Here is a 13,116-nt window from a genome sequence, read left to right on the forward strand (position 1 = left end):
ATGCGGCGACTTTTTATGCCGCAACGCAAAAAGCGCTTGCCAACTTCGCGAAAGTGTCATATAGTCTTGCTTCTTCAGGCTCGTAGCTCAGCTGGTTAGAGCACCACCTTGACATGGTGGGGGTCGTTGGTTCGAGTCCAATCGAGCCTACCAACGAAATCGAAGTCGCGGTGTGTTGTTGCATCGGGGCTTCATAGCAGTAAGGCGCTCAGCGCTTAAGGCGAATACGGTTATGACACCGCGAACGTTGACCGAAACTACTTCGGAGCGACGCTAGTCGAGGACCTCTTTCGCCCTGCAATCTGGTTTGAAAAGTGAATGCGGCCCCTCGAAAGCGGGGCCGCATTTTTTTTCGCCGCGACGTTTTCGCGGGGAAGCTTTACCCACAATCTTCCACGAACGATACGACGTGCCACGCGGCACTTCTGGAGAAAAACATGGTTGCGATACGTCTGCCCGACGGTTCGGTTCGACAGTACGATCACCCCGTCACGGTCGCCGAAGTGGCGGCTTCGATTGGTGCCGGCCTTGCCAAAGCGGCGCTCGGCGGCAAGCTCGACGGTGAACTGGTCGATACGTCGACGCTGATCGATCACGACGCATCGCTGGCCATCGTCACGGACAAGGACGCCGACGGCCTCGACATCATCCGTCACTCCACGGCGCACTTGCTGGCCTACGCGGTCAAGGAACTGTTCCCGGAAGCGCAGGTCACGATCGGGCCGGTCATCGACAACGGTTTTTACTACGATTTCGCCTACAGCCGTCCCTTCACGCCCGAAGATCTGGAAAAGATCGAAAAGCGCATGCAGGAACTCGCGAAGAAGGACGAGCAGGTCACGCGCCGCGTCGTTTCGCGCGGCGATGCGGTCGACTACTTCAAGAGCATCGGCGAGAAGTACAAGGCCGAGATCATCGAGTCGATTCCGGGCGATCAGGACATCAAGCTGTACTCGCACGGCAATTTCACTGACCTGTGCCGCGGCCCGCACGTGCCGTCCACCGGCAAGCTCAAGGTCTTCAAGCTCATGAAGGTCGCAGGCGCCTACTGGCGCGGCGATGCGAAGAACGAGCAGCTTCAGCGTATCTACGGCACGGCCTGGACGAAGAAGGAAGATCAGGAACTCTATCTTCACAACCTCGAAGAAGCCGAAAAGCGCGATCACCGCAAGCTCGGCAAGCAACTCGACCTGTTCCACATGCAGGACGAGTCGCCGGGCATGGTGTTCTGGCATCCGAAGGGCTGGACGCTCTGGCAGCAGGTCGAGCAGTACATGCGCGCGCGTCTGCGCGTCGCGGGCTACGACGAAATCAAGACGCCGATGATCATGGACCGCTCGCTGTGGGAAGCGTCGGGTCACTGGCAGAACTATCGTGAAAACATGTTCACGACGGAGTCGGAGAAGCGCGACTACGCCGTCAAGCCGATGAACTGCCCGGGCCACGTCCAGGTGTTCAACCACGGCCTGCGTTCGTACCGCGACCTGCCGCTGCGTTACGCGGAATTCGGTTCGTGCCACCGCAACGAGGCATCGGGCGCGCTGCACGGTCTGATGCGCGTGCGCGGTTTCGTTCAGGACGATGCGCACATCTTCTGTACGGAAGACCAGATCATTGCGGAATCGATCGCCTTCAACACGCTGGCGATGAGCATCTACAAGGATTTCGGCTTCGAGCACATCGACATCAAGCTGTCGCTGCGCCCGGATTCGCGCGCGGGGACGGATGAGACGTGGGATCGCGCCGAACAGGGCCTGCGCGAAGCGCTGACGGCCTGCGGCCTGCAGTGGGAAGAGCTGCCGGGCGAGGGCGCGTTCTACGGTCCGAAGGTCGAATACCACATCAAGGATGCGCTCGGCCGTTCGTGGCAGTGCGGCACGCTCCAGCTCGACATGGTCTTGCCGGAGCGCCTTGGCGCCGAGTACGTGGCGGAAGACAACAGCCGCCGTCGCCCGATCATGCTGCACCGTGCAATCCTCGGTTCGATGGAGCGTTTCCTCGGTATTCTGATCGAGCACCATGCTGGTGCAATGCCGTCCTGGCTGGCTCCGGTGCAGGTCGTTGTGATGAATATCGCGGAAAGTCAGGCCGAATATGCCGCTAATCTGACCCAATCGTTGCAAAAACAAGGGGTTAGAGTGCAGGCCGATTTGCGCAACGAGAAAATTAGCTATAAAATACGCGAGCACACGCTTGAGAAGGTCCCGTACCTGCTGGTTGTCGGTGACAAAGAGCGTGAAGCACAAACGGTAGCCGTGCGTGCCCGTGGCGGTGTCGACCTGGGTGTGATGCCCGTCGACGCATTCGCTGAGCGTCTGGCGCAGGACGTCAGTTCGTTCAAGTAAGCCACCTGGCAGCGCGGCTCGTTTTTTTAATTTTTAGAGGAAACGTAACATCGCTACGGATAAGTCGCATCGCATCAACGGTGAAATCACTGCACCCGAGGTGCGTCTCGTCGGAATCGAGAACGAGCCGCTCGGCATCGTAAAGCTGGCAGATGCGTTCCGCATGTCGGAACAGCAAGACGTCGATCTGGTTGAAATTGCTCCCCAGGCAGTGCCGCCCGTGTGCCGCCTGATGGATTACGGCAAGTTCAAGTACCAGGAATCGAAGAAGCAGCACGAAGCCAAGCTCAAGCAAAAGGTCATCCAGGTCAAGGAAGTCAAGTTCCGCCCGGGTACCGACGACGGCGATTACAACGTCAAGCTGCGCAATCTCATCCGATTCCTCGATGAAGGCGACAAGACGAAGATCACGTTGCGTTTCCGCGGCCGCGAAATGGCTCACCAGGAAATCGGTATGCGCATGCTCGAGCGCTTGCGCACCGACCTCGAAGAAGTCGGTCAGGTCGAGCAGATGCCGAAGATGGAAGGGCGCCAGATGATCATGGTGCTCTCGCCGAAGAAGAAGAAGTGATCCGGCGCGCAGTGTGAGGTGCTTGCACCTTTGCACTGCGCGGCGATTCAAGCAGTTCTCGATGTCTCGCGCGCGGGTGTCCGTGCGCGCAGGCATGCAGCAGGTTCCGGAAATGGCGCCCGCGCGCTGCACGAAAGTGCGGCAGGCGGCGCTTTTCCTGAAAGCGACGGCAGCTTGTCTTTTTAGAGCTGCCAGTTGCGAAAACAAGTGGAGTGGGTTTCGAAGGGCGGTATGAGGGCAAAAACGCAAGGCGCAAGCCGTGCGCGGGAGCCAGCCGCACACCCATGTCCATCAAATAAATGGAGTTTTTGTCATGCCCAAGATGAAGACCAAGAAAAGCGCCGCAAAGCGCTTTGTGGTTCGTCCGGGTGGTACCGTCAAGCGCGGTCAAGCCTTCAAGCGTCACATCCTGACCAAGAAGACCACCAAGAACAAGCGTCATCTGCGTGGTGCAACGGCCGTTCATGATTCCGATCTGAAGTCCGTGCGCGCAATGCTGCCGTTCGCGTAATCCTCAACCGACAACTCATAGGAGCTACTCATGCCTCGAGTCAAACGTGGGGTTACCGCACGGGCCCGCCACAAGAAGATCATCAACCTGGCCAAGGGTTACCGCGGCCGTCGCAATAACGTCTATCGCATCGCCAAGCAGGCGGTCATGCGCGCAGGCCAATACGCCTATCGCGATCGCCGCAACAAGAAGCGTGTGTTCCGCGCACTGTGGATCACGCGTATCAATGCAGCGGTGCGTCAGCACGACATGACCTACAGCGTGTTCATCAACGGCCTGAAGAAGGCTTCGATCGAACTCGACCGTAAGGTCCTGGCTGACATGGCTGTGTTCGACAAGGCTGCATTTGCTGCGATCGTCAAGCAGGTGAAGGCCGCCGTCGCTGCCTAAGTCGGGTATTGCGCAGGTTCGTTGCAGCAGCGTCCGGTTGTTTCGGTGCTGCTGCAACAAAAACGGGGCTCCTCACCGAGCCCCGTTTTTGTTGGTGAAGCGCTTCCTGCGCGCTTGCCATGCTGCAAGCGGCCACGCCGCCTCATGCCGTGCCTTCATGTCGTCGCGATCGTGCGTAACACTCGCATTCGCACCCCGGGCAAGGCACCGCTCAAGTCTCAAACACTGACGCTGAAAAGATGGGATCAATGGATCTGGACCAGATTGTCGCCGACGCGCAAACCGCTTTCGCTTCCGCCCCCGACGTCAACACGCTTGAAAACGAGAAGGCTCGTTTTCTCGGCAAGTCGGGCGCGCTGACCGAGCTGCTCAAGGGTCTTGGCAAGCTCGACGCGGAAACGCGCAAGACCGAGGGCGCGCGCATCAACGCCGTCAAGCAACAGGTGGAAGCCGCGCTGAACGCGCGCCGCCAGGCGCTTGCCGATGCGCTCCTGAACCAGCGTCTCGCCTCCGAGGCGATTGACGTCACGCTGCCGGGCCGCGGCACGGGCACGGGTAGCCTGCATCCGGTCATGCAGACGTGGGAACGCGTCGAGCAGATCTTCGGCTCGATCGGCTTCGACGTGGCCGACGGTCCCGAGATCGAAACCGACTGGTTCAACTTCACTTCGCTGAACAGCCCGGAAAACCATCCGGCGCGCTCGATGCAGGACACGTTCTACGTGGACGGCAAGGACGCCGATGGCCGTCAGCTGCTGCTGCGCACGCACACGAGCCCGATGCAGGTGCGCTACGCGCGCACCCACACGCCGCCGATCAAGGTGATCGTGCCGGGCCGCACGTATCGCGTGGACAGCGACGCCACGCACTCGCCGATGTTCAACCAGGTCGAAGGCCTGTGGATCGAAGAGAACATCAGCTTCGCGGATCTGAAGGGCGTCTATACGGATTTCCTGAAGAAGTTCTTCGAGCGCGACGACATCCAGGTGCGCTTCCGTCCGTCGTACTTCCCGTTCACGGAACCGTCGGCGGAAATCGACATGATGTTCGAGCACGGCAAGAACGCCGGCAAGTGGCTCGAAATTTCGGGCTCGGGCCAGGTGCATCCGACCGTGATCCGCAACATGGGTCTGGACCCGGAGCGCTATATCGGCTTTGCGTTCGGCAGCGGCCTCGAACGCCTGACGATGCTGCGTTATGGCGTGCAGGATCTGCGCCTGTTCTTCGAAGGCGATCTGCGCTTCCTGCGCCAGTTCGCTTAAGCCGAAGCGACACCGCAGCGACATTTCGCCCGCAGGGCGCGAAGCGGACGCAGCACTCGACGCAGTGCGCGAGAACCCGCTTCGCGACGGTCACAATCTGTCTGGAACGTAAAACCAAATGCTATTCCCCGAATCCTGGCTGAGAAGCTTTGTCGATCCGAAGCTCACGACCGATGAACTCGCCCACGCGCTCACGATGGCCGGCCTCGAAGTCGAAGGCCTGCGTCCGGCCGCGCCGCCCACCACGAAGATCGTCGTGGGCCGTGTGCTCGAAGTCGTGAAGCACCCGGACGCGGACAAACTCAACGTCTGTCAGGTCGATGCCGGCACCGGTGCGACGCTGCAGATCGTGTGCGGCGCGCCCAACGTCGCGCCCGGCATCAAGGTGCCCGTGGCGCTGGTCGGCGCTGAACTGCCGCCCGCCGAAGAAGGCGGCAAGCCGTTCGCGATCAAGCTCTCGAAGCTGCGCGGCGTGGAAAGCCAGGGCATGCTGTGCTCGGCACGCGAGCTCAAGCTCTCGGAAGACCACAGCGGCCTGATGATCCTGCCGGAAGATCAACCGATCGGTCAGGACATCCGCGAAGCGCTGAACCTCGACGACACCATCTTCGAAATCAAGCTCACGCCGAACAAGGCCGATTGCCTCTCGGTGTACGGCGTCGCGCGCGAAACCGCCGCGATCACCGGCGCGCCGCTGCAGGCGCCCGTGTTCCCGAAGGTCGATGTCAAGCTGAACGAAACATTGCCCGTGAAGATCTCGGCGCCGGATCTGTGCGGCCGCTTCTCGGGTCGCGTGATTCGCGGCGTGAATGCGCATGCGAAGACGCCGATGTGGATGGTCGAGCGCCTCGAGCGTTCGGGCCAGCGCAGCATTTCGGCACTGGTCGACATCTCGAACTACGTGATGCTCGAACTGGGCCGCCCGTCGCACGTGTTCGATCTCGACAAGATCCACGGCTCGATGGATGTGCGTTGGGGCAAGCAGGGCGAACAGCTCAAGCTGCTCAACGGCAATACCGTCGAAGTCGATGAAACCGTGGGCGTGATCGCCGACGAGCGCGAGATCGAAAGCCTCGCGGGCATCATGGGCGGCGACAGCACGGCCGTGACGCTCGACACGAAAAACATCTATCTGGAAGCCGCTTTCTGGTGGCCGGATGCGATTCGTGGCCGCTCGCGCCGCTACAACTTCTCGACCGATGCAGGTCATCGTTTCGAGCGCGGCGTGGACTGGTCGACGACGGTCGAGCATATCGAACGCATCACGCAACTGATCCTCGACATCTGCGGCGGCGAAGCCGGCCCGGTCGACGACCAGACCGTGAACGTGCCGAACCGCGCGCCGGTGAAGATGCGCGTTGCGCGTGCGAACCGCATTATCGGCGTGAAGATTGGCGCCGATGAAATCGCGGAGATCTTCACGCGTCTGGGTCTCACGTTCGAACGTAGCGTCGACCACGCGGGTGACGAGAGCTTCAGCGTCACGCCGCCGCCGTACCGCTTCGACATCGAAATCGAAGAAGACCTGATCGAAGAAGTCGCGCGTATTTACGGCGTCGAAAAGATTCCGGCACAGCCGCCGGTGGCGCGCAGCGAAATGCGCGCGACCAACGAAACGCGCCGCTCGATTCACGCGATCCGTCACGCGATCGCTGCGCGCGACTACGCTGAAACGATCAACTTCAGCTTTGTCGATGCCCAGTGGGAGCAGGATTTCGCGGGCAACAGCAATCCGGTCAAGCTGCTGAACCCGATCGCGAGCCAGCTTTCGGTGATGCGCACGACGCTGTTCGGCAGCCTCATCAACGTGCTGCGCCACAACCTCAACCGCCGTGCGGACCGCGTGCGCGTGTTCGAAGCGGGTCGTGTGTTCCTGCATGATCCGGCGATCAAGGCGAGCGAGATGACGGTGGAAGGTTTCGCACAACCGAAGATGATCGGCGCACTCGCGTACGGTCCCGCGCTCGACGAGCAGTGGGGCGCGCAATCGCGCGGCGTGGACTTCTTCGACGTGAAGGGCGATCTCGAAGCGCTGTTTGCGAATCTCGGCGCGACAAAGACGCCGCGTTTCGTGAAGGCCGAGCATCCCGCGCTGCATCCGGGACGCAGCGCACGCGTGGAAGTCGATGGCCGTGCTGTGGGCTGGATTGGCGAGCTGCATCCGCGCTGGATGCAGAAGTACGATCTGCCGCACGCACCGATCCTGTTCGAAATCGAAGCCGATGCGCTGATGGCGCGCGAGCTGCCGACGCCGACGGAAGTGTCGAAATTCCCGCCGGTGCGACGCGATATCGCAGTGGTCGTCGATCAGAAGATCGAGGTCCAGGCGCTGCTCGACGAGATGCACAAGGGCATCCAGGACGAGCCTGCGCGGATTGTCCAGAGGGTTGCGTTGTTCGATGAATTTCGTGCAAAATCAAACACTTCCGGACTTGGCGCGGACGAGAAAAGCCTTGCCTTCCGGGTGACCCTGCAAGATACTGGCGGAACCCTTCAGGACGAAACGGTCGATGCGGCCATCAAGTCCCTGATGGATCGCCTGGCTCGAGTGTTTGGCGCCCGGTTGCGCGGATAAGCCTGCGGCTTATCACCTGACCGACATAGGCTTCCGGTTTGTGCAGGACCTGGCAACCGGAAGCGCGCCATTTCAAAGATAGATGAACGAAATGAACTCGAGTGATTTCGAAGCCCTTCTCGCGGCACAGCGTAGCGCCATGATTCGCGACATACCTGCCTCGTCGGCGAGCGCCGCGAACGATACGCCCACGCTGACCAAAGCTGAACTCGCGGAACTGCTGTTCGACAACGTCGGGCTCAACAAACGCGAAGCCAAGGATATGGTCGAAGCGTTCTTCGAAGTGATTCGCGACGCGCTCGAAGGCGGCGACAGCGTGAAGCTCTCCGGCTTCGGCAATTTTCAGTTGCGCGACAAGCCGCAACGCCCGGGCCGCAACCCGAAGACCGGCGAAGCGATTCCTATCGCTGCGCGCCGCGTCGTTACGTTCCACGCAAGCCAGAAGCTCAAGGCGCTGGTGGAAAGCGGCGCCGAGGCAAGCTTCCCGCGCTGATTGACCCAGGAAGCGATCGATCAAGGCATCATGCGCGGGACGACCCGCGCGCGCCCGCACGGGTGATTTGCAGCGGGCGTGACTGGCAACAACGGACTCTGGCGGCGACGCCACTTTGCGCAACCACCACGACGGCAACCCGGCGATGACATCGACAATCGAAAAGGTCGTCTTGCCTCCGATACCCGCCAAGCGCTACTTCACGATCGGCGAAGTGAGCGAGCTGTGCGGCGTGAAGCCCCATGTGCTGCGATATTGGGAGCAGGAGTTCACGCAGTTGAAGCCGGTGAAGCGACGCGGCAACCGGCGCTATTACCAGCATCATGAAGTCCTGCTGATCCGGCGCATTCGCGAACTGCTCTATGAGCAAGGCTTCACGATCAATGGCGCGCGCAACCGTCTCGACTCGCACGGTGCGGTGGTGGAAGAGGACGCAGCGGCGGAAGTAGAAGATGCCGCGGTGTGCGAAGGCAATATGGCCAACGTCGATGTCGATCAGTTGCGCAAGGAGTTGCTGCATGTGATCGATCTGCTGGGGCGTTGATCGCTTGTCCTGGCATCGGCAAAGATTCTTTCCGACGAATTGCAATTCAGGCATTCAAATCGGCAAAAGGGTCTGTTATACTTTCTAGCTCTCGGGGCGTAGCGCAGCCTGGTAGCGTACCTGCATGGGGTGCAGGTGGTCGGAGGTTCAAATCCTCTCGCCCCGACCAGAATAGAACCCGCACAGTAATTGGCTGTGCGGGTTTTTTCTTTTCCGTCAACGTGTGCGTACGTACAGCACTTTTTAGACAGAATATTAGACACTCGTCTAATACTCATAGCGTTCACCAGGGCAATTTTAGATCGAGTGACGACGCTTCCGGGATTGCTTCCTTGATATAGATCTCGGTCGTTTTCCGGCTCGTGTGCGCCAGGCGCGTCTGGATCTCGGAGCGATCAACCTTTGCTTTCGCCGCGTCCGTCGCGCCGAGCGCACGCAGGTCCTTGAACTGAATCCCGTCCGTCACCTTCGCGCGTTCTTTCGCGCGGCGCCACATCGAATGCAGCCCGGTCTTCGAGTACGGTCCGCCTTTCTGGGTGGGGAACAGGTACGGGCTGATGACGCCGTACTTGCGCTTGATCGACTTGGCGCGCTCGATCACTGCGCGAATCTGCGGCGTGATCTCGACGTCCAGAACCTTGCCGCTGCTGCTGGCGGTCTTGGACGGCTTGAACCGGATTGAGGTCGGCCCGATCTGTGTCTCCAGCAGCATGCGGACGTCGATCGCGCGCTGCCACACCAGATAGGTCATGTCCACGATGCACAGGAACATCGGCCCTGATTCCGTCGGCAAGCCGTCCTTGCCAGTAAGCGCCGCGTCGCGGATCGCCTTGACCATCGCGTGCGCGGGCAGATACTCGCGGCGTTTCGTCTGGTAGTCGGTCAGGTCGAGTTGGTCGCACGGGTTGTCCTGCCGGAAACCGCGCTCGCTAATTGCGTACCGGAACATTTTGCGCAGGATGTTCGCGTATTTGACGGCGGAGTTGCGCTTCGTCTTGAAGTTGTCGCGCAGGAAATCCGCGCAGTCCTTCGTGGTCACCTGGACAACCGTGTAGTCCTCGAAGGCGGTCGCGATAACGTCGGCCATGCGGCGGTACTCGGCCTGCACCTCTTCACTGTAGCGCTCCAGCTTCTGGCTTTTCCAGTCCTCGCACAGGCTTGGCATCGTGCCGTCGACCATTTTCTTGTTGCCGATCAGCTCGCCCAGCTTCGTGTACATCTCCGGCTCGCCTTCTTCGATCGAGCACAGGCGAATCCACCGCTGCATGTTCCCGGTCCACGGGTTGCGCATCGGCTCGGGCGCGTAGAAGTAATAGGCACCGTGCCGCGGATAGACCCGGCGCGGCATGCCACGATGAGTTTTGCGACGTCTGTTCATTTCTTTCGGGCGATCGGCTTCAGTTTCGGCTTATCGTGCGCCGTCCGTTCGGGCGACGCAACAGGGTAGAGGCAGTGCACGCGCAGCACGAGCACGGTGTTATCGATGCGCTTACGTGCGGGGATGCCCAGTTCCTTGAAGGTCTCGATCTGCTTGCCCGCGCGCCGGTAGCCCGTCATGCGAACGATCTCGTCTTCGGTCAGCTCAAGCGGCTGGTCAAGTACGGCGGCCATTTGGATCCTCGCTGAGTTGAAATTGATCGGGTGCCGACGCCGTGCTGGCGGACCGGCTGGCGGCGAGCCAGTCGAGTGCTTCGTCTGCTGGCCCGAGTTCCCCGGTCGACGCGCGGCGTGCAGTCATCGCGCCCGCCTGGCGCCACGTGATTTCGACAGCCCCGCGCATGACGGCTGCGCCGCGCTTGCTCAATGCGATGTCGTAGTGGCTGCGCGCGGTGCCGGGCTTCTGGTGCCAGCGGCGCGCCACGCCTATAGCGTCTGCCATCGCGTGCAACTCGTCGTCGGTGTCCGCGATCATGTGGCACATCACCATGCGCCCGTAGGCGGCGCGCATGTCGTCGACGTAGACGGTCATCGATCGCCTCCGGCCGGATAGATCCAATTGGGATCGGTCGCGAACAGCCGGTTTTGCTGCTCGGCCTTCCCGGCGTCGATCTTCGCTTTCAGCGTTTGCGCCCAATCGCACAGGCGGTTGTATGCCTCGACGGTGCCCATCTGCGTTTCCATGTCTTTGACGGCATTCCACATTCCGTATTCGCAAGGCCGCATGATGCGTTTTGGCGCGGGCCTGTCGCTCGTGGCCTTGACGGGCAATTGCTCGACGTTGCTCACGCTCCACCTCCGCTGCGCTCGATCTCGGCTTTGCGGGCGGCGATCGTCACGCGGCCACCACAGCCGTGGCAAAACCTCACCTTGTTCTCGACAGGGCCGTCGTCGTTGAATACCCAGCTTTCGCCGCATGCCGAATCCCACTTGAAATCGACATCGTCGTAAGTCCATTCGCACTCGCGCGCGGCGTCGCTCATGCGCTGCTCGGTGCGGTCGTCGCCGATGAATCCCATCAGATGCTTCGCGCAGTTGCGCACGACCTCGGCGAAGTCGCTGATATTGTCGATCCCGCTTAGGCTGTTGTGCCCGATCGTCAGAATGTCGACGGTGTTGACGTTGACTGTGACGGCCCAGCCTTGAATGTCGCTGGGATCGGGGCGCTGCTCGGTGGGATGGGCGGCGAGCAGGGCGCGAGCGAACTGTACGGCGACAGATACGCTGCGATCAGCCCGCGCATGGCCTCGCGCATCGTTGACCTGATCCCACATTGCGTTGATCCGCTCATTAGTCAACGCCCCTGCATCAGTCGTCAAGCTGGGTGCGGTGGGGGCGGCGAGAATGCTGCTGAGGACTTTCGCGGCCACCTGAAGATGTGCGTAGTCGACGCGCGATGTGCTGCCGCTTCTACCGTTGTGATCCGGGAACGTCGATCCGCGCGCGACAAGGTGCTTCAGTGCCGCTCGCTGCTCGTCGGTCAACGGCGCTTGCCCTGCGCTTCCCGCGACGGGGGAAGGGGGGGTGGCGATAGCAGATCGAAGCTCACCGGCCAGGTCTTGGTGCTCCTTTACGAGCCTGCGAATCAAGTCCGCGGCATCGGCGCAATCGTCAAACTGCGGATCGCTAGACATCAGCCTATTCACGATGCGATCGACTTCAGCAACGCCAGTTGCTGAAAACTCGCCGTTGTAACCAGGCCAAATCGGGTCGCAGGTGCATTTCCACGTCGATTGACTTCCGCCGCAGCTCGGGCACGCTGCCCGCTCATCGCCCTTAGTGGCTTGCTGGGTGTTTCGTCCCAAGCGAGCGTCACGCGGGCATCCGGGCTGACCACCTCTAGGGAATGCGCAGGGCATATCCGCATCATTTCCGCCACAAGCAGGGCACATAGTGGCTTGCTGGGTGGCGCGGGCTTGCCATCCTTCCCAGCGCCCATTGAGGTAATCACGGCCCTCGCCGTAGGTATCGCCTTCACGCAGATCCTTAACATCGTCGATCGTGTGAGCGGCCGTCCAGCCTGCGTCAGTGAGCGCCTTGTTCCATACGGCCACATAATCACGTTCGAACGCCGCGCGCTCGTCGGGCTGCTTGTTTTCGTTGCTCATTGTGCGGCTCCCGATGCTGCGACGAGTGCGTCGCGCGCGTCCTTCTCGATGCAATAGAGTTGCAGCAGTTCATCGACTACTGACGTATCGCCGGCATACCAGCGCTTGCCCAGCTCCGTGAGATGCTCTTTGAACTGGCGCAGCATTTCCGCGAGGCCCGTTTCCTGATAGCCGCGAGTCATTGCGCGCTGGGCGCCCCCGAGCATTCCGGAATAGTCGACGCGAATTCCTCTATGGTCTGCCGCGAGAAGAGGGATCGGCGCTGCTACTTCCTCACGCTGCGCGCGGTACAGGTCAACTTCGAGGCGCAGCACCTGGGCGGCTTTCTTCACGCGCTCGACGGCGTTCAGCGATTCATCTTCCGGCTGCGCATCGTCGCCCATGATGGTTGCCCAGACTTCGGCCAGCGTTTCGCTCATGCGCTGCGCCACGTAGGCATCCTCGCTCGGCGCTGCCGCAGCCGGCGCGACGGGAGCGGCGAGAAGGTGGCGCAATGCCCACTCTGCTTTTCCCGCCGCAGCGAGCGTTTCGCCTGGCTTGTCGTCAGGCAGTTGCTCAAGGCGCTCCAGTGCATTGCAGACGAAATCGAAGCAAACCGAATTGACGACGTGCTCGCGCCCATCGTCGCCTTCGCGCTCTTCGCTGTCATCCAGCGCGTTGTACGCTTCCCGAGCCAAATTGATCAAGTCAATGATCACGTTGCGCTGATCATTGGTTAGCGGCGCTTGCGCTGCATCGGAAGGGAGAGCGGCGAGACGGCGCAATTCCTCAACGGCGCGCACCATCGGCTCCAGCGCAATCTTTGCGGGCTTCTTGTCGCCGTTTGCGACCGCCATATATTCGCTTTCGAGATCAGCAGCGATTTGCTTTGCATCCATGG

The 13,116-nt window shown here is 61.0% G+C and carries 14 protein-coding genes and 2 tRNA genes; 10 read left to right on the top strand and 6 right to left on the bottom strand.

Going from position 1 to position 13,116, the window contains the following annotated elements:
• Window positions 1-76: 76 nt before the first annotated feature.
• From U5A67_RS19495 to U5A67_RS19540, 10 genes are all read left to right on the top strand, one after another.
• A tRNA-Val gene (locus tag U5A67_RS19495) sits at window positions 77-153 on the top strand.
• Window positions 154-437: 284 nt separating this feature from the next.
• Complete coding sequence (thrS, locus tag U5A67_RS19500) at window positions 438-2,345, top strand: threonine--tRNA ligase (RefSeq protein WP_205984871.1); 1,908 nt, start codon at window positions 438-440, stop codon at window positions 2,343-2,345.
• Window positions 2,346-2,394: 49 nt separating this feature from the next.
• Window positions 2,395-2,916, top strand: a complete 522-nt coding sequence (gene infC, locus U5A67_RS19505; RefSeq protein ID WP_084068824.1) for a translation initiation factor IF-3 — start codon at window positions 2,395-2,397, stop codon at window positions 2,914-2,916.
• 313 nt (window positions 2,917-3,229) lie between these two features.
• Window positions 3,230-3,427 carry a 50S ribosomal protein L35 gene (gene rpmI / locus U5A67_RS19510; RefSeq protein ID WP_027793434.1) on the top strand — a complete coding sequence of 66 codons (198 nt, stop codon included), beginning with the start codon at window positions 3,230-3,232 and terminating at the stop codon, window positions 3,425-3,427.
• A gap of 30 nt (window positions 3,428-3,457) precedes the next feature.
• On the top strand, window positions 3,458-3,817 hold the full coding sequence (rplT, locus tag U5A67_RS19515) for a 50S ribosomal protein L20 (RefSeq protein ID WP_004192938.1): 360 nt from the start codon (window positions 3,458-3,460) through the stop codon (window positions 3,815-3,817).
• A 248-nt stretch (window positions 3,818-4,065) separates the two neighbouring features.
• Complete coding sequence (pheS, locus tag U5A67_RS19520; protein WP_205984873.1) at window positions 4,066-5,079, top strand: phenylalanine--tRNA ligase subunit alpha; 1,014 nt, start codon at window positions 4,066-4,068, stop codon at window positions 5,077-5,079.
• 118 nt (window positions 5,080-5,197) lie between these two features.
• Complete coding sequence (gene pheT / locus U5A67_RS19525) at window positions 5,198-7,654, top strand: phenylalanine--tRNA ligase subunit beta (protein ID WP_321814621.1); 2,457 nt, start codon at window positions 5,198-5,200, stop codon at window positions 7,652-7,654.
• 82 nt (window positions 7,655-7,736) lie between these two features.
• The gene (locus U5A67_RS19530; protein WP_027815071.1) at window positions 7,737-8,147 is read left to right on the top strand and encodes an integration host factor subunit alpha; all 411 of its coding nucleotides are present in this window, start codon (window positions 7,737-7,739) and stop codon (window positions 8,145-8,147) included.
• Between the two features lie 145 nt (window positions 8,148-8,292).
• Complete coding sequence (locus U5A67_RS19535; RefSeq protein WP_321814620.1) at window positions 8,293-8,691, top strand: MerR family transcriptional regulator; 399 nt, start codon at window positions 8,293-8,295, stop codon at window positions 8,689-8,691.
• A gap of 92 nt (window positions 8,692-8,783) precedes the next feature.
• Window positions 8,784-8,860 (top strand) — tRNA-Pro (locus U5A67_RS19540).
• 114 nt (window positions 8,861-8,974) lie between these two features.
• Here U5A67_RS19540 and U5A67_RS19545 read toward each other — a convergent pair.
• The 6 genes from U5A67_RS19545 to U5A67_RS19570 are packed head-to-tail and all read right to left on the bottom strand — an operon-like array spanning window position 8,975 to window position 13,114.
• Window positions 8,975-10,069 (bottom strand): tyrosine-type recombinase/integrase, encoded by a 1,095-nt coding sequence (locus U5A67_RS19545; RefSeq protein WP_321814619.1) that lies wholly within the window; start codon window positions 10,067-10,069, stop codon window positions 8,975-8,977.
• Window positions 10,066-10,302 (bottom strand): DUF4224 domain-containing protein, encoded by a 237-nt coding sequence (locus tag U5A67_RS19550; RefSeq protein WP_321814618.1) that lies wholly within the window; start codon window positions 10,300-10,302, stop codon window positions 10,066-10,068. The genes U5A67_RS19545 and U5A67_RS19550 overlap by 4 nt, the downstream gene beginning before the upstream one ends.
• On the bottom strand, window positions 10,286-10,660 hold the full coding sequence (locus U5A67_RS19555) for a DUF4031 domain-containing protein (protein ID WP_321814617.1): 375 nt from the start codon (window positions 10,658-10,660) through the stop codon (window positions 10,286-10,288). Before U5A67_RS19555 ends, U5A67_RS19550 begins: the two co-directional genes overlap by 17 nt.
• Complete coding sequence (locus U5A67_RS19560) at window positions 10,657-10,917, bottom strand: hypothetical protein (RefSeq protein WP_321814616.1); 261 nt, start codon at window positions 10,915-10,917, stop codon at window positions 10,657-10,659. The genes U5A67_RS19555 and U5A67_RS19560 overlap by 4 nt, the downstream gene beginning before the upstream one ends.
• On the bottom strand, window positions 10,914-12,236 hold the full coding sequence (locus tag U5A67_RS19565) for a hypothetical protein (protein WP_321814615.1): 1,323 nt from the start codon (window positions 12,234-12,236) through the stop codon (window positions 10,914-10,916). The genes U5A67_RS19560 and U5A67_RS19565 overlap by 4 nt, the downstream gene beginning before the upstream one ends.
• Window positions 12,233-13,114 (bottom strand): hypothetical protein, encoded by an 882-nt coding sequence (locus U5A67_RS19570; RefSeq protein WP_321814614.1) that lies wholly within the window; start codon window positions 13,112-13,114, stop codon window positions 12,233-12,235. Before U5A67_RS19570 ends, U5A67_RS19565 begins: the two co-directional genes overlap by 4 nt.
• Window positions 13,115-13,116 lie beyond the last annotated feature (2 nt).

Source organism: Paraburkholderia sp. J69-1, from assembly GCF_905220255.1.
In the GTDB taxonomy this organism is placed as follows: Bacteria; Pseudomonadota; Gammaproteobacteria; order Burkholderiales; family Burkholderiaceae; genus Paraburkholderia.

What these genes read in the sequence shown, in the direction of transcription:
- thrS (WP_205984871.1), top strand. Translation starts at nt 438, where the DNA reads ATGGTTGCGATACGTCTGCCCGACGGTTCGGTTCGACAGTACGATCAC.
- rpmI (WP_027793434.1), top strand. Translation starts at nt 3,230, where the DNA reads ATGCCCAAGATGAAGACCAAGAAAAGCGCCGCAAAGCGCTTTGTGGTT.
- rplT (WP_004192938.1), top strand. Translation starts at nt 3,458, where the DNA reads ATGCCTCGAGTCAAACGTGGGGTTACCGCACGGGCCCGCCACAAGAAG.
- pheS (WP_205984873.1), top strand. Translation starts at nt 4,066, where the DNA reads ATGGATCTGGACCAGATTGTCGCCGACGCGCAAACCGCTTTCGCTTCC.
- pheT (WP_321814621.1), top strand. Translation starts at nt 5,198, where the DNA reads ATGCTATTCCCCGAATCCTGGCTGAGAAGCTTTGTCGATCCGAAGCTC.
- U5A67_RS19530 (WP_027815071.1), top strand. Translation starts at nt 7,737, where the DNA reads ATGAACGAAATGAACTCGAGTGATTTCGAAGCCCTTCTCGCGGCACAG.
- U5A67_RS19535 (WP_321814620.1), top strand. Translation starts at nt 8,293, where the DNA reads ATGACATCGACAATCGAAAAGGTCGTCTTGCCTCCGATACCCGCCAAG.
- U5A67_RS19545 (WP_321814619.1), bottom strand. Translation starts at nt 10,069, where the DNA reads ATGAACAGACGTCGCAAAACTCATCGTGGCATGCCGCGCCGGGTCTAT.
- U5A67_RS19550 (WP_321814618.1), bottom strand. Translation starts at nt 10,302, where the DNA reads ATGGCCGCCGTACTTGACCAGCCGCTTGAGCTGACCGAAGACGAGATC.
- U5A67_RS19555 (WP_321814617.1), bottom strand. Translation starts at nt 10,660, where the DNA reads ATGACCGTCTACGTCGACGACATGCGCGCCGCCTACGGGCGCATGGTG.
- U5A67_RS19565 (WP_321814615.1), bottom strand. Translation starts at nt 12,236, where the DNA reads ATGAGCAACGAAAACAAGCAGCCCGACGAGCGCGCGGCGTTCGAACGT.
- U5A67_RS19570 (WP_321814614.1), bottom strand. Translation starts at nt 13,114, where the DNA reads ATGGATGCAAAGCAAATCGCTGCTGATCTCGAAAGCGAATATATGGCG.